This window comes from Candidatus Bathyanammoxibius amoris, assembly GCA_024451685.1.
GTDB classification, from domain to species: Bacteria; Planctomycetota; Brocadiia; order Brocadiales; family Bathyanammoxibiaceae; genus Bathyanammoxibius; species Bathyanammoxibius amoris.
In genome coordinates this window covers 28,047-50,097 of the sequence record JAMXCW010000013.1, presented here as the reverse complement: position 1 = coordinate 50,097, position 22,051 = coordinate 28,047, and the positions used below count along the sequence as shown (strand labels likewise).

Annotated in this window: 18 protein-coding genes; 10 read left to right on the top strand and 8 right to left on the bottom strand. The window is 54.6% G+C overall.

Annotation, left to right across the window (positions count from 1 at the left end; translation table 11 throughout):
- Nucleotide 1: 1 nt before the first annotated feature.
- A complete protein-coding gene (gene dnaA, locus NOU37_07860; GenBank protein MCQ4575143.1) occupies nucleotides 2–1,393 on the bottom strand; it encodes a chromosomal replication initiator protein DnaA in 1,392 nt (463 codons plus the stop codon).
- A gap of 523 nt (nucleotides 1,394–1,916) precedes the next feature.
- Here dnaA and NOU37_07855 point away from each other — a divergent pair.
- Entirely contained in the window at nucleotides 1,917–2,747 is an 831-nt protein-coding gene (locus tag NOU37_07855; GenBank protein MCQ4575142.1) for a hypothetical protein, read from the top strand.
- A gap of 36 nt (nucleotides 2,748–2,783) precedes the next feature.
- On the opposite strand, the gene NOU37_07850 is transcribed toward NOU37_07855, so the two are convergent.
- The 5 genes from NOU37_07850 to NOU37_07830 form a co-directional block, all read right to left on the bottom strand.
- Nucleotides 2,784–3,275 carry a 3-isopropylmalate dehydratase small subunit gene (locus NOU37_07850; GenBank protein MCQ4575141.1) on the bottom strand — a complete coding sequence of 164 codons (492 nt, stop codon included), beginning with the start codon at nucleotides 3,273–3,275 and terminating at the stop codon, nucleotides 2,784–2,786.
- 4 nt (nucleotides 3,276–3,279) lie between these two features.
- A complete protein-coding gene (locus NOU37_07845; protein MCQ4575140.1) occupies nucleotides 3,280–7,500 on the bottom strand; it encodes an acyl-CoA dehydratase activase in 4,221 nt (1,406 codons plus the stop codon).
- Between the two features lie 93 nt (nucleotides 7,501–7,593).
- Nucleotides 7,594–8,856, bottom strand: a complete 1,263-nt coding sequence (gene leuC, locus NOU37_07840; GenBank protein MCQ4575139.1) for a 3-isopropylmalate dehydratase large subunit — start codon at nucleotides 8,854–8,856, stop codon at nucleotides 7,594–7,596.
- An 88-nt stretch (nucleotides 8,857–8,944) separates the two neighbouring features.
- Nucleotides 8,945–9,247, bottom strand: a complete 303-nt coding sequence (locus NOU37_07835; protein MCQ4575138.1) for a hypothetical protein — start codon at nucleotides 9,245–9,247, stop codon at nucleotides 8,945–8,947.
- Nucleotides 9,248–9,603: 356 nt separating this feature from the next.
- A complete protein-coding gene (locus tag NOU37_07830; GenBank protein MCQ4575137.1) occupies nucleotides 9,604–10,218 on the bottom strand; it encodes a ribonuclease HI family protein in 615 nt (204 codons plus the stop codon).
- A gap of 314 nt (nucleotides 10,219–10,532) precedes the next feature.
- Between NOU37_07830 and NOU37_07825 the strand changes: the two genes are divergently transcribed.
- From NOU37_07825 to NOU37_07785, 9 genes are all read left to right on the top strand, one after another.
- The gene (locus tag NOU37_07825; GenBank protein MCQ4575136.1) at nucleotides 10,533–10,760 is read left to right on the top strand and encodes a HypC/HybG/HupF family hydrogenase formation chaperone; all 228 of its coding nucleotides are present in this window, start codon (nucleotides 10,533–10,535) and stop codon (nucleotides 10,758–10,760) included.
- A 6-nt stretch (nucleotides 10,761–10,766) separates the two neighbouring features.
- The gene (gene hypD, locus NOU37_07820) at nucleotides 10,767–11,852 is read left to right on the top strand and encodes a hydrogenase formation protein HypD (GenBank protein MCQ4575135.1); all 1,086 of its coding nucleotides are present in this window, start codon (nucleotides 10,767–10,769) and stop codon (nucleotides 11,850–11,852) included.
- Between the two features lie 4 nt (nucleotides 11,853–11,856).
- Nucleotides 11,857–12,951, top strand: a complete 1,095-nt coding sequence (hypE, locus tag NOU37_07815; GenBank protein ID MCQ4575134.1) for a hydrogenase expression/formation protein HypE — start codon at nucleotides 11,857–11,859, stop codon at nucleotides 12,949–12,951.
- A gap of 225 nt (nucleotides 12,952–13,176) precedes the next feature.
- Nucleotides 13,177–14,178, top strand: a complete 1,002-nt coding sequence (argC, locus tag NOU37_07810) for an N-acetyl-gamma-glutamyl-phosphate reductase (protein ID MCQ4575133.1) — start codon at nucleotides 13,177–13,179, stop codon at nucleotides 14,176–14,178.
- Between the two features lie 98 nt (nucleotides 14,179–14,276).
- Nucleotides 14,277–14,750 carry a HyaD/HybD family hydrogenase maturation endopeptidase gene (locus NOU37_07805; protein MCQ4575132.1) on the top strand — a complete coding sequence of 158 codons (474 nt, stop codon included), beginning with the start codon at nucleotides 14,277–14,279 and terminating at the stop codon, nucleotides 14,748–14,750.
- A gap of 2 nt (nucleotides 14,751–14,752) precedes the next feature.
- On the top strand, nucleotides 14,753–15,103 hold the full coding sequence (locus NOU37_07800; protein MCQ4575131.1) for a hydrogenase maturation nickel metallochaperone HypA: 351 nt from the start codon (nucleotides 14,753–14,755) through the stop codon (nucleotides 15,101–15,103).
- 19 nt (nucleotides 15,104–15,122) lie between these two features.
- Entirely contained in the window at nucleotides 15,123–17,402 is a 2,280-nt protein-coding gene (gene hypF / locus NOU37_07795) for a carbamoyltransferase HypF (GenBank protein ID MCQ4575130.1), read from the top strand.
- Between the two features lie 191 nt (nucleotides 17,403–17,593).
- On the top strand, nucleotides 17,594–18,538 hold the full coding sequence (locus NOU37_07790; GenBank protein MCQ4575129.1) for a histone deacetylase: 945 nt from the start codon (nucleotides 17,594–17,596) through the stop codon (nucleotides 18,536–18,538).
- A 53-nt stretch (nucleotides 18,539–18,591) separates the two neighbouring features.
- The gene (locus NOU37_07785) at nucleotides 18,592–19,785 is read left to right on the top strand and encodes a cation:proton antiporter (protein ID MCQ4575128.1); all 1,194 of its coding nucleotides are present in this window, start codon (nucleotides 18,592–18,594) and stop codon (nucleotides 19,783–19,785) included.
- A 25-nt stretch (nucleotides 19,786–19,810) separates the two neighbouring features.
- On the opposite strand, the gene rtcA is transcribed toward NOU37_07785, so the two are convergent.
- Together rtcA and NOU37_07775 are read right to left on the bottom strand one after the other, a co-directional pair.
- Nucleotides 19,811–20,860, bottom strand: coding sequence for an RNA 3'-terminal phosphate cyclase (rtcA, locus tag NOU37_07780; protein ID MCQ4575127.1), 1,050 nt, complete (start codon nucleotides 20,858–20,860; stop codon nucleotides 19,811–19,813).
- Nucleotides 20,861–20,941: 81 nt separating this feature from the next.
- Nucleotides 20,942–22,036 (bottom strand): 4Fe-4S binding protein, encoded by a 1,095-nt coding sequence (locus NOU37_07775; GenBank protein MCQ4575126.1) that lies wholly within the window; start codon nucleotides 22,034–22,036, stop codon nucleotides 20,942–20,944.
- Nucleotides 22,037–22,051 lie beyond the last annotated feature (15 nt).

Sequence of the window (22,051 nt, the reverse complement as noted above, 5' to 3'; positions counted from 1 at the left end):
CCTAATTACCGGCCACGTTGAGGGCGCTTCGCGAGGAACCCGGTCTTATCGCCTCTGAAAGGTTTTCCACAAGTTCACGAAGTTCTTTGTCTTCCTTCAGTCTTGCCTTTATCTTTTTGATGGCGGACATACAGGTACTGTGGCGCCTGTTACCAAAATGGCATCCTATCTCCTGGTACGAGGCGGCGGTGTGGAGCCTGGCCAGGTAACAACACAGATGAATGGGCAATATCTGAGACCTCTTCTTTTTAGAGGAACGCAGTTCCTCGTTGCCGATCTGGAAATGCTCGGCCACACACTTCTCTATGTCTTCTATTCTTACCTTCTTTGGCCTGGCAGACGACATACCGCAAAAGACATCTCTCACCAATGAAATGTTTACCTTCTTTCTGTAGGCCTCTGCCACCGCAGTAACGACCGTGAGTGCGCTCTCGAACTCTCTCACACTCCTGTTTTGCAGTCTTTCTGCCATATAGCCCAGCACCTCCGCCGGCATCTCCTTCCCACTCGCTCCGGCCTTTGCCCTCAGTATGGCCACCGAAGTCTCATAATCCGGTGGGTGTATCTCAGCGACCATACCCGACATCATGCGGCTGGCAAGGCTCTGTTTAAGTTTCTTTATCAATTTGGGATGGGCGTCGCTTGCGAAGATAATCCTCTTTGCCGAGTGATAGAGCGTATTGAACGTGTGAAGAAATTCTTCCTGGATGCCGCTCTTGTTTGAAAGGAAATGCACGTCGTCTATCAGCAACACGTCCGCACGTCTGTACTTATTCCTGAAGCTTTCCACACACCTTTTTTTAATGGCCGAGATGTATTCGTTCGTCCAGTGTTCGGCGGGCCTGTAGATGGCCTTATCCGCGTGCCCGTTCTCATTGACACGGTTATATATACCTTGAAGTATGTGCGTCTTGCCCAGACCCACGGAACCATAAATAAACAGGGTGTTGAACGATGGGGCGGGCTCTCGCAACATCTCAAGCGCAGACATATAGGCCAGCTGGTTTGACGGGCCTACAACAAATTCCTCAAGCCTTAAGACCTTCCCCGTGGCGACATAAGAAGTGGAAGCTTTCTTACATGCTTCCTTTTCCTTCCTGGCGTCTTTCCTGGGCACATCTCTCTTTGGGTCCGGCCGTTTCGTCTCAACTACCGAAAACTTTACCTCAACCTCTCTATCCAGCGAGGCGCTCAGACTCTTCCCGACCACGGCCGAGAAGTGTTTCTTAAGCCACTCGGCAGCGTAGGAATTGGAAACGCCTATAGTACAGGCATCTTTATCCAGCCTCAGGAGTTTTGCGTTTCTGAACCATAAATTGAAGGTTGCCGGGCTTACGCGCCCTTCAATATCACTGAGCACGTCTTCCCAGATGTTTTCACAACTTGCGGACACGCAATCCCCCGGAGGAAATAAAAAAAGCCCACGGCGACTGACACAAAACATGAGGATTAACGGCAGAAATTCGCGATACGTTTAATTCGTTCCTGCTACACTCCTGGTGCTCTTGCTTTACTCCTGCCCGGCCCCAAAAACACAAGAACTCCTAACTGCCCCAAACAATACCGCACTGATCATCAGGTAGGTAACTGTATTAAGAAATTGAGTCAGGAGAATAACAAAAAACCCGGCGGTGTCAAAATGAAAATCTCTTCACTTTCACCAAGAATTGACTTTACGAAAAAGCAGAACTATGTAAGATTCATACTCTCAACATGATTGGCGTTTATCAACAGACTTAAGATTTTTTTGAATTTACTATCCACCGTCACCTTAATTTACCATTATAGGAGTCATGGTTTTTCGTCGTTGCAAGCTATGCTGTCATATACACTTACGGATGCCCCTGTCACGTCCTCCGGTAAACGTTGCATCCCGTTTAATACCATTGGCTTAACTAACACCTGACGAAGGCCGTATGCAAAAAACTAAAATTCAGCGTATAAAGACAAAGAATTTCAACCTGCAGCACACCCTGGAGTGCGGCCAGTTCTTCAGGGTGATGAAGGCCGGCGATTGGTACTATATAAATTCAGGAAAAAAATTCTTTAAGGCCCGGCAAAAGGGCGCGGTGCTTGCCTACAAGGGCGTAGACGCCGGGTATATAAGAAGCTTCTTTTCGCTCGATGAGTCTCTGGATGAGATACTCGGCTCAATAACCAGGGACAGGCATATTAAGGAGGCCGTCAGGCTCTACCACGGCCTCAGGATCATAAGGCAAGACCCCTGGGAATGTCTCGTTTCGTACATATGCTCCTCGGCGTCCAACATCCCGAAAATAAGGTCCTGTATTGAAGGCATCGCGAGGCGCTTCGGCGAAAAGACCGCCCTGGACGGTATCGAGGGCCATACCTTTCCGGACCCTCACGTCAGACTGGAAACAAAGGCCCTCAAGAGGCTGGGGCTTGGGTTCAGGGCACGCTACGTCCGCGAGGCCAGCCGGGCGTTAAACGACCAGTACCTGGACTCGCTCAGGGAACTGCCGTATCACGACGCCAAGGAACTGCTCATGCAGAACCCCGGCGTCGGGGACAAGGTGGCCGACTGCATCCTCCTGTTTTCCCTCGGTTTCACCGAGGCATTCCCCGTGGACACATGGATAAAACGGGTTATGCAGGACATCTATTTCCACGGCAGGCCCACATCAAACAAGGTGATACGCGAATTTGCCCAAGGGTATTTCGGCCAGTACGCGGGTTATGCGCAGGAATATCTGTTTCTGTACAGCAGGAGAAAAGGGCGGAAGTAGAAGGCGGGCTTCCAGACTGTGACGGACAACGCGCCCCTACGCCTTCCCCATCTTTTTTTTCACATACTCCATGAGGCCGCCCGAGGCGATTATGTCTCTTATCTCCTGCGGGAACGGCTGGAACTTATAGCTCTTGCTGCGGGTATGGTTTATAATCTTGCTGTTGTCCATATCTATTTCTATATCGTCCCCGTCCTCTGCCTCACCGGCGGCCTGGTTGCTTTCTATGATTGTGAGTCCGATATTAATGGCGTTTCGGAAAAATATACGGGCAAAGGTTGACGCAATAACGGCGCCTATCCCGCAGCCCTTCAGCGCAATGGGGGCGTGCTCACGAGAGGAGCCACAGCCAAAGTTGTTACCTGCCACAACTATGTCACCGGGCCGCGCCTCTGTGGGGAACTCAGTGCGGGCGTCTTCCATGCAGTGAGCGGCCAGAACTGCCGGGTCCGAGGTGTTAAGGAACTTGCCTGCTATGATATGGTCGGTGCTTATGTTATCGCCAAATTTCCAACACCGTCCACGCACCGCGTTAGTGACCTCCGTTACTGCCCAGCTTTGACTCCATCCTCTGGTGGGCCTGATGCATGAACGCCTCAAGGCGGGTCTGCTCGTTGGTCTCTTCCTGGCCGTCAAAGGCCATCTTTATGATGGGGATACCGCCATGGTCCTTCTGGAGCCTCTCAAGCAGGGCGTTTACGACCGTTCCGGGCATGCAGTGGAACGGTACCATGTTTATTATGCCGTCCATTCCATGCTCGGCATACTCTACCGCCCTGCCCATGCTGAGGATGCCTTCGCCCCTGAAGGACGGATGAATGTATTTTTTCCCCTTCTGGATGACGTCCCAGGACGGTGCCTCCCTGTAGAAGTGTCTGATGTGCCCCCGGAACGGCCTCGCCCTCTTGAAGGCCTGCCACCGCTGTATCAAGTCGGTCAGCAGCTCCGTAAAATAAGCGCCCCACCTTCGCTCCCTGACGCAGTCTTCACGCCTGCAGTATCCTATATAGTTTATCCACTCCTCAAACGGAGGCAGTACGACCTCACCGCCAAGCCCCTCAATACGCTGCGCGACGAAGCTGTTGGAATAATCGCAGCTCCGCACGTACACCTCTCCTATAATACCTATCAGCGGCTTCCGTACACTCCGGTCTACCCGTATGTTCAGGAATGCGTCTCTTCCATGCTGCGCCACCCTGAGGACGTCCTTGCCCTTCTTAATCGACCCGGCGCCCTTTTGCACGTAATGGTTGTACACGGCGTCAGTCTGTCCCTTGTTTATCTCGTAGGGCCGTATCTCTCTCAACATCCTCTGTAAGTAGTCGACCAGCAGAATACCCTGCCATGACAGTTTCCTGAAATTCGTTCCCAGAGATTCAGTGTTTTCCTGGTAGTCCTTGTCCTGGTCGAGGGTGATTATGGGCACATCTTTTAAGCCAATCTCGTCAAGCACCATACGGTGGAATTTGTTATATTGTCCGAAACGGCATGGACCGTAGGCCGTAGCCATGAAGAATGCGCTGTGCTCCCGGTCAAAGTCCTTGCTTTTGGCCTTCTTCACGATATCGCCCGTGGTAAGTATGGCGGGATAGCACTCCTTGCCGGAGGTAAATTTCCGGCCTATATCCAGACTTTCCTTGTCCGGCATCGGCAGCGCCTCGGCCTCCACGCCGCAATGAGTCATCGCGGCGGCTATAATGTGCACATGGTCGTCCATATGCGGGATAAACACCTTGCGCTTGATCTTCACGCCTGACGCTATACTGGTCGTGACCGGCGGGGTGTGTGAATGCTTGGCTTCCTTCCTGACGTTCTTCAGGCTGTCGAGGTAGGCCTCACAGCGCGTTATGACACCGGCGTCCGCACTGTGCTCGTCTATCTCTATCGTCAACTGCGGCTTGTGGGACAATTCCTTCTCAAAATGTTTCAGTATAAAAGCGTCCGGGCCGCAACCGAAATTGGTTATGTACAGGGGATACAACCTCTTGTCCCTGCCAATCAGCCTCGCCGCGGCTATAATCTTCTGTCCCGACCGCCAGTACATGTGCGGGTACTCCTCGGCAATTTCCACAACATCAAGCGGCAGCATGTCCATCGGTATGGCCAGGACGCCGAGTTCCCTGAGCTTGTCGGGGATGTTCAGGTTTACGCCGCGGTCACAGGAGTTGTATGACCTCCCCACTATTACCAGCGCCACGTCGTCCTCTGCCAGCCCTTCCAGTATCTCTTTGCCGCGCCCGACAAGGGTGTCGTAGAACCGCTGCTGCGACTCCAGCGCGACACTGATGGCCGTCTCCACGCGGCGGCCGCCCTGACCGATGTCTCTGGCTATCTCACGAAATATTTCCTTCAGATGTTCTTCGCCCCACTCCAGATGGAAGGCAGGCTCAAGCACCTTGAACTTTCTGTCGTCCCCCTCCAGCCTCACCGCCGCGCGGACCATATAGGGAAGCCCCTGTACATACGGGCACATGTAGGAATGGACCAGTTTCGGACTGTCGTTGGGGAAGTTCACAACGCTCGGTATGAACAGATAGTCTATATCGTCGTTTAGCATGTCTATCACGTGCCCGTGGGCCACCTTTATGGGGAAGCACGTCTCGGCCGCGATATTTTCCACGCCTTTCTTTACGAGCTCGTGGTTGGTGACGTTTGAGGCGACCACCTCGAAGCCCAGTTCCGTAAAGAAGGCCTTCCACATGGGATACAGCTCAAAGAACATGTTTGCCCGCGGGATGCCGACCTTCATGCCGTTAGGGGCATCGGGTTTGTCCTTAGGGTAAGACTTAAACAAGGCGACCATACGCTCGTTGAACAGCCTCGGGATGCCTTTGCCCTTCTTGCGCTTCCCGGAGTCCTCAAACTTGCCGCACCGGTCGCCGTAATACAGGGGCTCTTCACCCGTAATCTCTACCTTCTTCACGGTGCATATATTGGAACAATCCCTGCACACGAAAGAGCCTATCTCGAATTTCCGGCTGCGGAGGTCGAAGCCCTTGAACTTGGATTTCTCCCACTCCATCTCCTCCATTGCGATGATGGCGGAACCTATCGCGCCCATGCAGTCATGGTGTTGCGGCACGGTGACCTTCTTTCCCGTAACCTTCTCGAACGCCGACTTGACCCCGCGGTTATACGCGACACCCCCCTGGAACAATATATTGTTGCCTACCTTTCTGCGCTCCACCACACGGTTGAGATAATTATGGACGATGGAGTAACTAAGACCCGCCACCAGGTCATCCTTGGCCGCCCCCTTCTGCTGGTGGTGTACGATATCCGATTCCATAAACACCGTGCACCTCTCGCCCATACTGCACGGGCCACAGGCACTCGTGGCCTTTTGTCCAAATTCTTCTTTAATGGCTACGTCCAGCCTCTCCGACTGCTCCTCCAGAAACGAACCCGTCCCCGCGGCACAGACCTTGTTCATGGCAAAGTCCACCACCGCGCCGTTCTCAAGCCGGACGTATTTTGAGTCCTGCCCCCCAATCTCAAAAATGGTGTCTACCTCCGGACAGGCGTTTACGGCCGCCCTGGCGTGGGCCGTTATCTCATTCTTCGTGAGGTCCGCGCCTATGTAGTCGCCGGTCAGGTAGCGCCCGGAGCCCGTGCTGCACACCCCCTTCACGTCGACCATGCCGCCTATCTCCATTCCAACCTCGAACAACCCCTTGGAGACCGCCTCCAGCGGCCTGCCCGCCGTCATCAGATAACGTCTTGCCAGCACGTTCTTGTCTTTATCTATAACCACAACGTTGGTGCTTATTGAGCCGACGTCAACGCCTACGTATGCCTCTACCCTGCCGTTCTCCTTTATTGGCGTACAGTGAGTCATGATATCATAGTTGTCGCCCTTAAGGCCCTCGAGTACCGCTATGTCACTCTTGCGGTTTTTCAGATACGCCTCCGCCGTGCCCAGGTCCTCAAAGCTGTGCTCGTCCCCCTTCTCCATGAGCATCAGCACCGCACCAATGGCGCCCAGCGACGCATGATGTTTTGGTATGATTAGTTCTCCGGGCTTGAGCTCAAGGACGTCTTCAAACGCCTTTATCATGCCCTTATTAGCTGCCACTCCTCCCTGGAACGCGATAGGCTTCACCAGCTCTTTACCCTTGGCAATGGCGCTCTTGAAGTTCCTGGCCATCGCGTAGCACAGGCCGGCCAGTATGTCGTGGACCGGGGTGGCCTCCTGCTGGAGGTGTATCATGTCTGACTTCGCAAATACACTGCAACGGCCCGCGATCCTTGGCGGGTTCTTGCACTTCAGCGCCAGCTCGGCAAATTCGTCTTCTATAGAAACGCCCACCCTTGACGCCTGCTGGTCAAGAAACGAGCCCGTGCCCGCCGCACACATCGTGTTCATGGCAAAATCGGCTACCCTTATCTGACCGATTGCCTCGTCATACTCTATCATCATCAGTTTCGAGTCCTGCCCGCCAATCTCTATAATACTCCGGACCTCCGGGTTGAAAGCGGCCGTGCCCCTGCTCTGTGACACCACCTCGTTTACAAAGTATATCCCGAATATCTCAGAGAGGAGCCTGCCGCCTGAACCGGTGCTGGCCATACCCTTTATCTCTTCACTGGGGGTGCGGCTGTAGACGCCTTTCAAGACCTTGATGGTAGTCTCGAGCGGCTGCCCGTGTGTCCGGACATAATGCTCCTCAAGCACCTCTTTCTTATCGTTAACCAGTACAACCTTCAGACTGACCGAACCTATGTCTATACCGATGTATTTCCTCTCTGTCATACTGCTCCTCAAAAAATGAAAATGATACAAAGGTTAAATCGGCACAAGAAAGCACCACAGGAACAAAAGAATTCCTTCGCCCGGGACCGTGCGCTAATTCAGTTCTGCGGGATGAGTAATACTGCCAGTTACGGCCGATGCGGCCGCTACGGCAGGACTGCAAAGAAAGACCTCGCTCTTCGGGTGACCCATCCTGCCGGGGAAATTCCGGTTCGTGGTCGCCAGACACCTCTCTCCCTCGGCCAGTACCCCCGAATGACCGCCCAGGCACGGCCCACAGGTCGGCGTGGACACCGCGGCCCCCGCGCGGACGAACGTGTCCATCAGGCCCTCCTTCATCGCCTGGAGATAAATCTCCTGTGTCGCGGGAAATATCAGAAGCCTTACAGACGGGTGTACCTGCCGGCCCTGAAGCAGCCCGGCCGCTATCCTAAGGTCGGATATCCTGCCGTTGGTACAGGAGCCTATAACCACCTGATCAATCTTCACGCCGGAGAGCTCTTCCACAGGGCGGACGTTCGATGGCAGACTTGGCAGAGCCACCTGTGGCGAGATCTTCGAGGCGTCATAGCTGCGCGTCTCAACGCTGCCCCCGTTGCCGTTGGCGGAATATGGCCTGTAATCCCTTTTCGCCCGGCCCTTCACATAGTCCTCAGTTACGCCGTCCGTCGCGATAATCCCCGTCTTCGCGCCCGCCTCTATCGCCATGTTGCATATGGCAAAACGGTCGTCCATAGGCAGCGACGAGATGGCCGGGCCCGTAAATTCCATCACCTTGTACAACGCGCCGTCTACGCCGATATCGCCAATTACGTGCAGAATCAGGTCTTTCCCCGAACTCCATCGCGGCAGTTTTCCGTCGAAAACGAACCGTATCGTCTCCGGCACCTTCAGCCACACCTTCCCGGTGGCGAAACAGGCCGCAAGGTCGGTACTACCGACGCCGACGGCAAAGGCGCCCAGCGCGCCGTACGTACACGTGTGTGAATCAGCCCCTATCACCAGCTCGCCCGGCAGCACCAGCCCCATCTCAGGCAACAGCGCGTGCTCTATTCCCATCCGCCCTATCTCAAAGAAATATTCAAGCCGGTGCCTCTGCGCAAACCCCCGGAGTATCTTCACCTGCTCCGCGGAGGCGATGTCCTTGTTAGGCGTAAAATGGTCCGGAACCAGGGCTATTCTCTTCCTGTCAAACACCCTGTCAATGCCGGCGTTTTCGAACTCCTTTATGGCTATGGGGGCAGTAATGTCGTTACCCAGGCAGAAATCAACTCCGGCGTACACGAACTCTCCGGCCCTGACTTCGCCCTGCTCCGTATGCGCTGCAATAATATTTTCCGCTAATGTCATCACCATGTTTCTACATCGCTATCGCCAATGGCCAACTGGGTAAGAAATTCAGCGGCGGGACCTTATTTATGGGAGGAAAAGACCCATCACCTGTTTAGTTGTCAAAGAATCGGCTCCTGTAACTCTTCGCAAATAGTGGGTCTCGCACGTATGACTTGTGACATTCTGAACATAAATCAAAACGGAGGGTCTTATATTCCATATCTTCGTCATCAGAGTCTTCCGGTTCTCTCTCATCTTCAAGGTTGAACTCTGCCAGATCGTCCCTGATGTCGTCAAACTCCTCGTTTTCCTCCTCCACGCAATCAGCGGGATAAATCTCTATCTTTACGACATACCTTAACTCCTCTTCAGCCTGTATGACCTTACCGCACATATCACACGAATAGTGTATCATTTATCATCCTCCTTGCCCCCGTACATCCCTCACGGGAGCAAACAGATAGGCCAGTGTTTTTACTAAAACTCCACCTCCCTTCACGGGCTAAAATATAAACCCAAATTCTATTTCTATACGCACTAATTGTCAAGAACAAAAGGGTATCCAGCACTGCCAGAAGCCCTAAAAACACGAAACGTTTCTGCGTATTGTACGCCATGTCTCAACACACCGTATTTCATCTGTCATTGCGAGCGAAGCGAAGCAATCTCTTGAACATACGGAGATTGCTTCGGGGCTACGCCCCTCGTAATCACAAAAGTAGCCCGTGGGAGAATTCTTACACATCATGCTTAAAAAACATGGAACGTTTCTCAGTCAATAGTGCTGTCCAGGTACTCATCTATGCCTTCATTTGCCAGGGCGTCGGCCTGAACGTTTTCTTCCCTCGGGATATATTGCAGCCGCCACTCCGGCAGTTTCCCAATAAGCTTCCGGGCCTCCCTGTGAAGGGGCAGTATTGACGGCGCCCTTACCTTATACTGCCCGTTTACCTGTTTAACCACCAACTCACTGTCGCAAAAAACATCCACCTTCACCGGGTGGTATTCAAGCGCCCACTCCAAACCTCTTATCAGCGCCCTGTATTCGGCTACGTTGTTTGTTGTCTCCCCTATATATTCACCTATCTCATCCAGAACGTTATGCTCCCCGTCGCGGATGACCACGCCTATCCCCGCCTTGCCGGGGTTACCCCGCGACGCGCCGTCTGTATATATCAGGATACGTCCCTTCGGAACGGGCGTGACCACCTTCTTTTTTTTCGAATCTGAATCTGATTTCAACTTCGGTCTAATGGCGTCACCCATCCGGCTGAAAAACTCTTCCAGCCTCTTGCGGGTGGCCCTGGGATCTGCGGCTTTAACGCTATCCGGGTCTATACCCTTACGGATAAGTTCCAAGAGTTCCTGATCGGAGATGCTTTTCATTTAAAAACCTGTCCGGCGCATACGCATATATGGGGCTCCAGCAAAGAGATTTTAGAAAAGCGACGACGGCTTGCTCATGACACAGATTCTATTTGACACGTGCCGGGAAATCAACTCTAATTGGCCGATGATAATGCCCCGCTAAAACCGTAACAGACGTGGCCTGAGAGACCTGCAAATGTCCCCATATACCGTATGTCATTCTGAGCCGCGCGCGGCGGATTTCGCTCCCTCAGAATGACACAAAAAACGCGCAGAACTTCAGGGCCGTCTAAACCTAAGTTTATATCAGACAGCTTGATAGAGGACACAACATGTGCCTGGGCGTACCGGGAAAGGTGGTAAAAATACAAGAGAATGCCCTGGGTATGACCATGGGCATCGTGGATTTTGGAGGCGCAAAAAAAGAGGCCTGTCTCGCCTATCTGGACGACGTAAAGGAGGGCGACTGGGTGCTCGTGCATATCGGCTTTGCGATAAGCAAGATTGACGAGGAGAAGGCAAAGGACGCCTTTAACACCCTGAAAGAGATTGGGCTGTGAAGTGCCATGAAATACGTTGACGAGTACAGGGACTCCGAGCCGGCACAGAAATACGTGAGGGCGATAGCGGACGTCATACGTAATGAATGGACGATAATGGAGGTCTGCGGCGGCCAGACCCACAACATAATCAAGTTCGGCATAGATACTCTGCTGCCGGAGAAGATTACGCTGATACACGGCCCCGGGTGTCCCGTTTGCGTTACCCCGATAGAAATGCTGGACAGGGCCGTGCACATAGCGTCACAGCCCGGCGTAATATTCTGTTCGTTCGGCGACATGCTCCGCGTGCCGGGTTCTGAAAAGAACCTTATAACAAGCCGGGCGGAGGGGGCGGACGTCAGGATACTTTACTCCCCCCTCGACGCCATAAAGATAGCCGTGGAATCTCCCGATAAGAAGGTAGTATTCTTTTCCGTAGGTTTTGAGGCGACAGCGCCGGCCGTTGCCATGGCCATACTTCAGGCAAAGAAACTGGGCGTAAAGAATTTTTCCGCCCTGGTGGCGCACGTGCTCGTACCGCCCGCGCTTGAGGCCATCCTCGCCACGCCCAACCTGGCGCTCAACGGCTTCCTGGCCCCGGGTCACGTAAGCACCGTCATCGGACAGAAGGACTACGAGAGGATTACGGAGAAATACCGCGTCCCCATAGTAATCACCGGTTTTGAACCGCTGGATATATTGTTCGGCGTCTACAAGGTGGTGAAACAACTTGAAGAGGGGAGGTGTGAGGTTGAAAACGCCTACGGGAGGTCGGCAAGGCCGGAGGGGAACGTGCTCGCGCGACAGGCGGTGGACGAGGTCTTCGAGGCGACAGACAGAAAATGGAGAGGGTTGGGCGTAATACCAAAGAGTGGCCTCGCATTAAAAGAGCCTTATCGGGGCTTCGACGCCGAGTGCCTGTTCAGTGTGGACGGTATTGACGTGGAGGAACCCCCGGAGTGCATCGCCGGGTATATACTGCGGGGGCTTAAGAGGCCAAACGAGTGTCCGGCATTCGGCACACGATGTACACCACAGTCACCCCTGGGCGCGCCCATGGTCTCGGCCGAGGGGGCGTGCGCGGCCTATTTTAACTACAGGAGGGCCTAAGACCTTGGGTGACGCCTTCAAGCCTTCGTGTCCCGTTCCGCATAACGATGACCATAGTCATGATAATGCCGGCGAAACACAAGAGAAGATTACCCTCGCCCACGGCAGCGGCGGCATACCGTCCGCCGAGCTGGTCAGCAAGCTCTTCGTGCCCGCTTTTCACAATAAATATCTGGAGCAGCTCCACGACGGCTCCGTCCATGACCTTGGCAGTGCGAAAATTGCCTTCACCACCGACTCGTTCGTGGTAAAGCCAATATTCTTCCCCGGTGGAGACATAGGCAGCCTCGCGGTACACGGCACGGTTAACGACCTGGCCATGTGCGGGGCGAGACCCCAGCTACTCAGTCTTTCCTTTATCATAGAAGAAGGTTTCCCCCGGAGCGACCTGTCCAGGATAGTTGAGTCCATTTCAGCGGCATGCAGGGATGCCGGGGTGATGGTGGTAACGGGTGATACAAAAGTAGTAGAGAGGGGCGGCGCGGACGGGATATTCATAAATACCGCGGGAGTCGGCACGGTCGAATACGAGGGTATATCACCAAAAGCTGTGAGGCCGGGGGACGCCGTAATACTCAGCGGCGCGATTGGCCTCCACGGCATGGCCGTCATGGTCACTCGCGAGGGGCTTGACCTTGAGACCGAGATAGAAAGTGACTCCGCGCCACTGTGGGGCCCCGTAGAAAAGGTGCTTAAGTCCGGCGCAAAGGTTCACTGTCTGCGAGACGCCACCCGCGGCGGGTTGTCGTCCGTGCTGAATGAGATTGCGGGCGCCGCCGGTGTGGGCATCGAGATATGGGAAAATTCCATACCCGTCCCCGAACCGGTCAGGGGGGCCTGCGAGATTTTAGGGCTTGACCCGCTCTATATAGCGAATGAGGGCCGGTTTCTGTCTTTTGTGGCCTCCGGTGAGGGTGACGATAATGCGGACGCGGCCAAAGCCCTTGAGGCCCTGCGCTCGCACCCCCTCGGCAGAGAGGCCCGGAAGATAGGCCACGTGACCGCCGACCATAAAGGCACCGTCGTGCTCAGGACAAATATCGGCGGCAAGAGGGTGGTGCCCATGGCCTCAGGCGAATTATTGCCGAGGATATGCTAGGTACTTGCATGATAACTACGTCCGATACGGATCACGCCAGAGGCGCATATGCCCCACAACCCTTCTTAGTTTATAGGGGGGTTCAGAACTTTGAACTCTACGGGTTTCCAACCTCTGCAACCCGTATAAAATACCCCCCCCATTTAAATTGACTTTTATGAAGCGAAGGCTAGAATTGGCTGAGTGGTTTTTCGCTAAGTCTTTAAAGGAGACAGAAAATTGAAAGTGGGGATTGCCGGCGCTACGGCATATACCAGTCTTGAACTGATAAAACTGCTGCTCCGACACCCGGAGACGGAGATAGTTTATCTCGGCACAAGGCGGGAGGAAAAACCGCCTATATCGCAGATTTTCCCCTCGCTCAAGCGGCAGATTGACCTGCCCACCGCCGGCCTGGAACCTGAGGATATACCCAAAGGGGTTGAGCTGGTGTTCGTCACCCTTCCGCCCACTGTGACCATGAAGTACGTGCCCAGGTATTTAAAGGCCGGCCACAGGGTGATAGACTTTAGCGCCGACTACCGCTTCAAGGACGCTGAAAAATACGAACAGTGGTACAAGTCGCCCCACACCGACCCGGACGGGCTGAAGAAGGCCGTGTACGGGCTGCCCGAACTCTTCCGGAAAGAGATAAGAAAGGCAAAGCTGGTAAGCAATCCGGGATGCTATCCGGTCTCCGTTATACTGGCGCTGATGCCGTTTTTCATAAGGGACATGATAGAACCCTCGGACATAATCGCCGATTCAAAATCGGGCATCTCAGGAGGCGGCAGGAACGTCTCCCCGCAGTCCATGTACTGCGAGCGCAACGAGAACCTGGAACCCTACGGGGTCGGCGGCCACCGACACCTGCCGGAGATGGAGGAGATTATACAACGCGCCGTGGATATGAAGGTAAAGATAACCTTCTCCCCGCACCTTGTGCCCATGGACCGGGGGCTGCTCTCGACCACGTACGCGCGGCTGAAATCCATGACCACCACCGAGGCCGTCACGGAAACGATGAAAAACGTCTACAAGGACGAGCCGTTTATCCGCATAAAAGAGCCCGACGACCCGCCCTGCACAAAGGACGTCGTGGGCACAAACTTCTGCGACATCTCCGCCCGCGTGGCGGATGACAGGGTGGTAATAATCTCCGCCATAGACAACCTGTTAAAAGGCGCCTCCGGCATTGCCGTACAAAATATGAATATCATGTACGGTTTCCCTGAGAGGTTGGTTTGATTATAGACATGTATCTGTAGTTGCTCTACTTATTGGTATGAGAACTCTGCATCGGTCGCGTAACACGGGGATACGGACTCTTCTGGAGGTCTTACGGCATGAAGAAACTGCTGATACTGGGCGTGGGGAACATTCTACTGAGAGACGAGGGTGTCGGGGTCCGTGTGGTGGAAAAGATACGCGACAAACACCGTGTGCCGGATGACGTCGAGGTAATTGACGGCGGCACCCTGGGGCTCGTGCTTATCCCTTACCTGGAGGGCCGTGAGGCCCTTTTTATAGTAGACGCCATAGACCGCGGCGGCAGGCCCGGTGAAATCTTCCGCATTGAGGGCGATGGGATAGACGACGTCTATAACTCGCGTAAACTGTCCGCGCACCAGATAGGACTCCGGGAGATACTGGCACTGTCGAAGCTGCAAAATATACTGCCCGAAAGGGTCTGCCTGTTCGGTATCCAGCCCCAGTCGGTGGACGTGGGGCTTGACCTCTCTGAACCCGTATCCGCAAGTATCGACGAGTTGATAGAGAGGCTTCTTGTAGAAGTCAAGAATCTTAGCCCGGCGCGATAGACATGCACGACATCGAGAGTTGCAAGGCCATCCTCGACGCAGCGGCCAAAGAAACAAAAAAACGCAACGGAAAGCGCGTGGTAAGGATAAAACTGTCCGTAGGCGCCCTCTCCGGCACCAACCCAGACCACCTTAGAGAGACGCTGATTTTATGCTCCACCGGCACCGTTGCGGAGGGGGCGGAGCTGGAACTCATAAAAAAACCCGCTACGATAGGCTGTCTGGAATGCGGGCATGAATTTGAGACGGACGGGCCGGGTTTCCCAGGCTGCCGCAAATGCGAATCTCCCAGGACAAGAATAATCGACGGGGATGGAGTAACACTTGAGAGCCTTGAAATCGAAACAGACTAGCCCTTCAAAGAGGAAGAGGGTGAAGGTGTCCGTCTGCGGGGTGGTGCAGGGTGTGGGCTTCAGGCCGTATGTATTCAGGCTCGCCGGTTCTCTGGGCCTTAAGGGCTACGTCATGAACCTGCCGTGGGGGGTCCTCATAGAGGCGGAGGGGGAGGAAGAAAAACTTAACGAGTTCGTCCTCAGGCTTCCACGTGAAAAACCACCGCTTGCACGCGTATCGAGCCTTGAATTCTCAGTGCTCGACCCTGTGGGCCTTGAGGGGTTCAGCATCGCGAAGAGCATCGAGGGTGGCGAAATCTCTCCAATGATACCGCCGGATATAGCCGCCTGTGACGAGTGTCTGGCCGAGATCCTCTCGCCTGGAGAGCGGCGGTACATGTATCCACTCACCAACTGCACCAACTGCGGGCCGAGGCTTTCCATCATAAACGCCCTGCCGTACGACCGGCCGAATACCACGATGGAGGCGTTTGAGATGTGCGCCGACTGCCGCAGGGAGTATGAGTCTCCCGCGGACAGGCGGTTTCACGCCCAGCCCATAGCATGTCCCGTCTGCGGCCCGCATGTTGAACTATGGGCGCAAACCGGAAAAACGCTGGCGGAAAAACACGATGCTATGGAAAGGGTCGTCGAACTGATACTGCACGGTGAAATACTCGCCATAAAGGGGCTGGGAGGATTTTTACTGGTCGCGGACGCGCGGAACCAGAAGGCCGTCGTCGAACTGAGAAGGAGGAAGCGGAGGGAAGAGAAACCGTTTGCGCTGCTGCTGCCCTCACTTGATATGACCAGGCGGTACTGCGAGGTCTCCGCCATGGAAGAGCGCCTGCTCGCCTCACCGGAGTCGCCCGTCGTTTTGTTAAACAGACGCGGCGATACGGATATAGCCGGGGCCGTTGCGCCTCAAAACCCGTATCTCGGCGTCATGCTCCCCTGTTCCCCCCTTCACATGATACTCTCCTCCGGGGTGCAGGCGCCTCTGGTCGCCACAAGCGGCAATCTGACGGACGAGCCTATATGCACGGATAACGCAGAGGCGCTTGACAGACTCGGCGGCATTGCCGACTACTTCCTAATCCACACCAGGCCGATAGCACGGCACGTGGACGACTCGGTGGTAAGGGTTACGCTCGGCAAGGAGATGATTATCAGACGTGCCAGGGGTTACGCGCCCCTGCCGATAAGGCATTCGAGAAAAAATTTTGCGCGGGTAATGGGTGTGGGCGCCCATCAGAAAAACACAATCGCCCTGTCGCTGGACAAAAGTATATTCGTAAGCCAGCATATAGGAGACCTTGAGACGGTTGAGGCCGGGGAGGCCTTTTTACAGACCATCTCGGATTTCACCCGGCTGTTCGATTATAAGGCCGAGGCCGTTGCCTGTGACATGCACCCGGATTATTTCTCTACCGTATGGGCACGCAAAAACACCGCGCCGGTCGTCCCGGTTCAACATCACCACGCGCACATAGCCTCCTGCATGATGGAGAACGAGCTTGACGGGCAGGTGCTGGGTGTGGCGTGGGACGGCACGGGTTACGGCACTGACGGCACCGTATGGGGCGGGGAGTTCCTGCTGGCCGGTTACGGGTCGTTCAAGAGGGTGGCCCACCTGAAGACGTTCAGGCTCCCCGGCTCTGAGCGGTCGGTTAAGGAACCCAGGAGGAGCGCCCTTTCCGTACTCTTTGAGACCTTTGGTGAAGGGGTTGTGGAACGCCGTGAAATCCCGTCAATAGAATCATTCGAGGCGAGGGAGATGGAGCTGATGCTTGAAATCATCAAAAAGGGTGTAAATTCACCCGTGACCTCCAGTGCCGGCAGGCTCTTTGACGCGGTCTCGTCCATACTGGGCGTAAGGCAGAAGGCAAGTTTTGAGGGGCAGGGCGCCATGGAGCTTGAGCACAGGGCCCGCAAGGACCTTTCACCGGCAGCATCACCGCATTATGATTTCTCTATAGACGATGACGCACCGGACGACATGCTGGTACTCGACTGGAGGCCGGTCATATCCGGTATCATAGACGACCTTGCGAAACGTATAGACACCGGTGTTATCTCGTCAAAATTTCACAACACCCTCTCCAGGATGATTGTGGCGGTAGCAAGGAGGGTTGAAATGGACCGGGTGGTGCTGTCCGGGGGCTGCTTCCAAAACAAATATCTGGTAGAAAAAACCTTCCGTGACCTTGAAAGAGAAGGCTTCAGGGTCTACACCCACCAGAGGGTCCCGCCCAACGACGGTGGCATTTCTCTGGGCCAGGTGGCCGTGGCCGGGCATATCTGGAGGAATAACAGATGATGCAGTGCCCCCCCGGAACATGCCTTAAGACGTAACGTCATCCTTATGCGCCCGAGTGGGGTGAAATATCCGGCATTCAAGGAATTTTACGGCGGGGATTCCATTTGACACCCGGCGGTAAATCAACTCTAATCGTCGGGCGAAGTTTTACAAAACCGCAACCGTGACAACCGTTTAGAAAACACGCTTACATGACACTTCTCCTGTACGACGACATATACCTCAAACACGATACAGGCCCCAACCACCCGGAAAATTATAAGAGGCTTGAGTGCATCATAGACCACATGAAATCCACCGGTCTCTGGGACAGATTCACAATGGTAAAGCCCAGGGCCGCGACTGTGGAAGAGATAGCCCTCGCGCATGATGAACAATATATCGACCATGCCCGGGGTGTAGCCGAGGGCGGGGGCGGCCATCTCGACCCCGACACGGTGCTTTCCCGTGACTCATACCAGGCCGCACTCTACTCGGCAGGCGCGTTACTGACGGCCTCCGACTCCATTATTAAAAAAGACGACACCAGCGCCTTCTGCATGGTCAGGCCACCGGGACACCACGCCAGACCGGCACAGGGTATGGGTTTCTGTGTCTTTAACAACGTGGCCATCGCCGCCCGGTACCTGGTATCCAGACACAACCTCAAGCGGGTGCTGATAGTCGACTGGGACTGTCACCACGGCAACGGGACACAGGAGATATTCTACGGCGATAACCGCGTGCTCTACGTGTCGCTGCACAGGTGGCCGTTCTATCCCGGCACGGGTGGTGAAGACGAGAAGGGAAGCGGCAAGGGAAAGGGCTTTACCATAAACATCCCCCTCGCGGGCGACACCCCGCGTGACATGTACATCGAGACTTTTGACAAAATGATGGCCGGGGACGTCCGGTCGTTCGACCCTGAATTTGTCATCATATCCGCAGGTTTCGACGCCTATGCGGATGACCCCATCGCCGGACTCGGCCTGGAGCCGGACGACTTTGCCACGCTTACACGGATTACTATGGAGCTGGCAAACAGGTGTTGCGGTGGCCGTATACTATCTTGCCTCGAGGGCGGCTACAGTCTCCAGGCACTGCCGCTCTGCGTGGAGCAGCACCTGACGACATTGCTTCAGGCTACTCAGGCATGAAACACGGACAACTGTTCTTACATTCTTAAGATTCTTAAGACAATTTATACTTTATGAACATATTCCTCAGCGTAGCTATCATACTTGCGGGAGCCCTTGTACTCGCCTCCCTCATAAAGAAGATAGAGTTTCCAGCGGTCAGCGCCTACCTGCTCCTGGGTATACTGCTGGGTCCCCACCTCTTGAACCTCGTATCGCAGCATATCTTCGTCCTCTCCAACCCGATATCACTCACCGCCCTGGGGATTATCGCCTTTATGCTGGGCCAGGAACTCTCTCTGGAGAACCTTCGAGCCTCCGGGAGGTCTATCCTGTGGATATCGCTCTTTGAGACCATCGGTGTGTGCGCGCTGGTAACCGCGGCCGTTTATTACGGTCTGCATCAGCCCTTCCACGTGGCCATACTGCTGGGCGCCATCGCGGGCGCAACGGACCCTGCCGCAACCATGATGGTGGTTAAACAATACAGGGCAAAAGGACCCTTCACCAAGACGCTCCTGGGAATAGTGGCGATAGACGACGCCTGGGGTATTATAACCTTCGCCATCTGTCTCTCGATAGCCAAGCTCTCGTATATGCCCGATGCCTTCACACACCTGTTTTCATACCAGGCCGTCCACCCGATTATTGAGATACCGGTATCCTTATTGCTTGGCGGCGGTGTGGCAGTCCTGCTCTCCAGGGCGTCTAAGTATGTCAAGACCAACGAGAACCGGCTTGTCCTCGTCTTATCGGCCATCTTTTTCGTGGTAGGTGTCTGCCTTTCCCTTGACCTGTCGGTCCTGCTGGCCAACGTCGCGCTGGGCACCACACTTGTAAACATAGACCGCAACGCAGGCAAGCTCTTTAACACGTTGAGGGAAATAGGCGCCCCCATATACATCATGTTCTTTGTGCTGGCAGGGGCCCATTTCGACGTTGAGGCATTTTTGAAGGTTGGCAGCATCGGAATTGTTTATATAGTGTTCCGGATACTGGGGAAGGTATTATCCGCTCCTCCCGGCGGTTACATCGCGGGTTCAGAAAGCAGTGTCAAAAAATACCTGGGCCTTGCGCTGCTCCCCCAGGCGGGCGTCGCGCTGGGCATGGCCCTTGTAGTCAAGCACGAGTTCCCGGAGGTGTCCGACATAATCTTTACCATAGCGGTCGCCACCACCGTCGTCTTCGAGATAATCGGCCCCGTCTGCACCAGATACGCCCTCTCAAAGGCCGGAGAGATTGGCAAGGAAGATACAACGTCTGCATAGTACATTATCAACTTATTTATAACCTTTAAGCGATAATGCTCACCCTCCCGCCTTTTTCGCCCATATCCTCCACCTCTATCTCCACGGACAGAAACTTTTTTATGACCTCTATGTTTGTCAGGAGGTGGCGTGTGACTTTTGGTGTGACGAAACGGGAAAGTTCCTTGACCAGGGCCAGGGGGAGCACCAGTTGGTCTGCAAGATGTTCGTCCATCACGCCGTCTGTCTTCATAAAACCTAACAGTCCGTCCACCGCCTCATCCGCCACTGCCTCGGCGCGCTTTCCCACCGCGCCAAGCCCGTAGTAGCAGCACGATGAATGCTCAAACTCGGCAAGGAGCAGCAGCATAGTCCCCTGGCCAACGGCTGGCATCTCTTCTTCTTTTATCAACAGCGGACAGGTGAAACCTTCCCCGGCAAGCCGTTTTTCCGCCTGCTCTCTCTGTCTTCGTATTATGTGCATGGGGAGGTTGCCCGCCGCGGAGATGCCGGTTATCCTTTTGAGTGGGCCCTTTTCTTCTAATACCAGCGGTTTTATTTCACCTGCCGGGAAAATTTTTGCAACCATCTCGCCTCCACCACGTGGATAGAACCCGGCTCTGGGCATCTCCAGGCCCGCATCGAGTCCCAGGGTTTTGATATATTTAAGCCAGTGCAGCTTCAGGTAGTGAAAACATGGGCTCCACGGCACGTGTGTGCCACCCGTAATGCGTATCTTCGAACCTCCTTCAATCCCCTCACCGGAGACCGCGAGCGGGAGGAATATAGTCTGGAGTACCAGCGATACGGAACCCGCGGTCCCTATCTCAAAGGAATATTCACCGGGGGTTACCTGGCCCGGCGTAAACGTGATAGACCCTGCGCTGATCTGTGCGCCATCCACTACGGCGCCGGAGATTTTTTGGGCGGCCTTCACGGCCTGGAGGTGCTGGGGTCTCAGACCGGGGGGCTTCCTTCCCGCGCGGATGTTGAATATCTCAAATGGTCTGTTGGTTATGGCCGAGAGTGTCAGGGAGGTCCTGAGTATCTGTCCGCCGCCCTCGCCGAACGAGCCGTCTATCTTGAGGGGTTGCATGGGAGAAATCCCTGCGATTTTTTAGAGACAAAGATAATATACGGTTGGATTAATGCGGCGGCTTTATCCCGGTCAAAAGAACTATTCGGCCTTTGCTACCTCACGCTCACGAGAACCGCCGCAGACGAAGGTAATGTTCTGGTGAGGACATGCGCGCGCGCAGGTGCCGCACTGAATGCATAGCTCATCCCTGGTGGCTACCTCTGAGGTTTTATCGCTTTGCCAGCGGCCGTCGCTGAACCATGCTCCTTCCTGATGAGGAGACGAATCCGTATGTATCATCACCAGCGCCTTCTGCGGACAGCTTTCAATGCATCTCCCACAGCGATGGCAGTTCTCCTTGTCTATAGATACAAAATAGTCGCATTGCAGGCACCTGGAGGCCTCGTACTCCGCAAGCTCCCGTGTCATCCCGTCCTCCACCTCCGAAAAACCCGTCTTGGAGACGCTCAGCCAGCCGCCGTAGCTCTTCTCTCTGGTCAGCTTGTCCGGGTCATCATGATACCAGGGAGAGTCTTCCAGCCTCTCCTCCTTCTCCGGTAGCGTGGGTAACTTCGGCTTAAGACCCAGATACTTGAGCATCTCAACGGAAACCTTGTGGGCCTGCCCAATGACCTCTATGACATTGGTGGTGGTACCAAGATGGAAATCGCCCGAGGCAAACACCCCCTTTTCAGTGGTGGTGAAGTCATCAACGTGTATCTCAAAGTTATCGGGAAGCATAGAAGCGTCAGGTGCCTGAGCAACGGCCGGTATCACTATATCGGCCTTCAACTCAAACTCGCTATTCCCTATAGCTATCGGCACCTTTCTGCCGCCCTTACCACCCTCCGGCTCTACCAACTTCATTTTTATACATTTCATCCTGGCAACCTTTTTACCGTCGTCGCTCATTATCTCTATAGGGGCCTGCAAATAATATACGGGGATGTTCTCCTCGAAGAGACCCTCTTTCTCCTCGTCGTCCATAGGCATCTCTTCCTGACCCCTTCTGTAAACGATAAAAGACCTGGCACCCAGCCTGATGGCGCTCCTGGCCGCGTCGGCCGCCGTGAAACCACCCCCGATTACGGCTATCGTCTTACCCTGTACATCAACGTCCTCTCCCAGGCTCAGCCTCCTGAGAAAGTCGACGCCCGGAAAGACCCCTTCCAGGTCTTCGCCCTTGAGTTTCATCAACTTGGGCCTGTG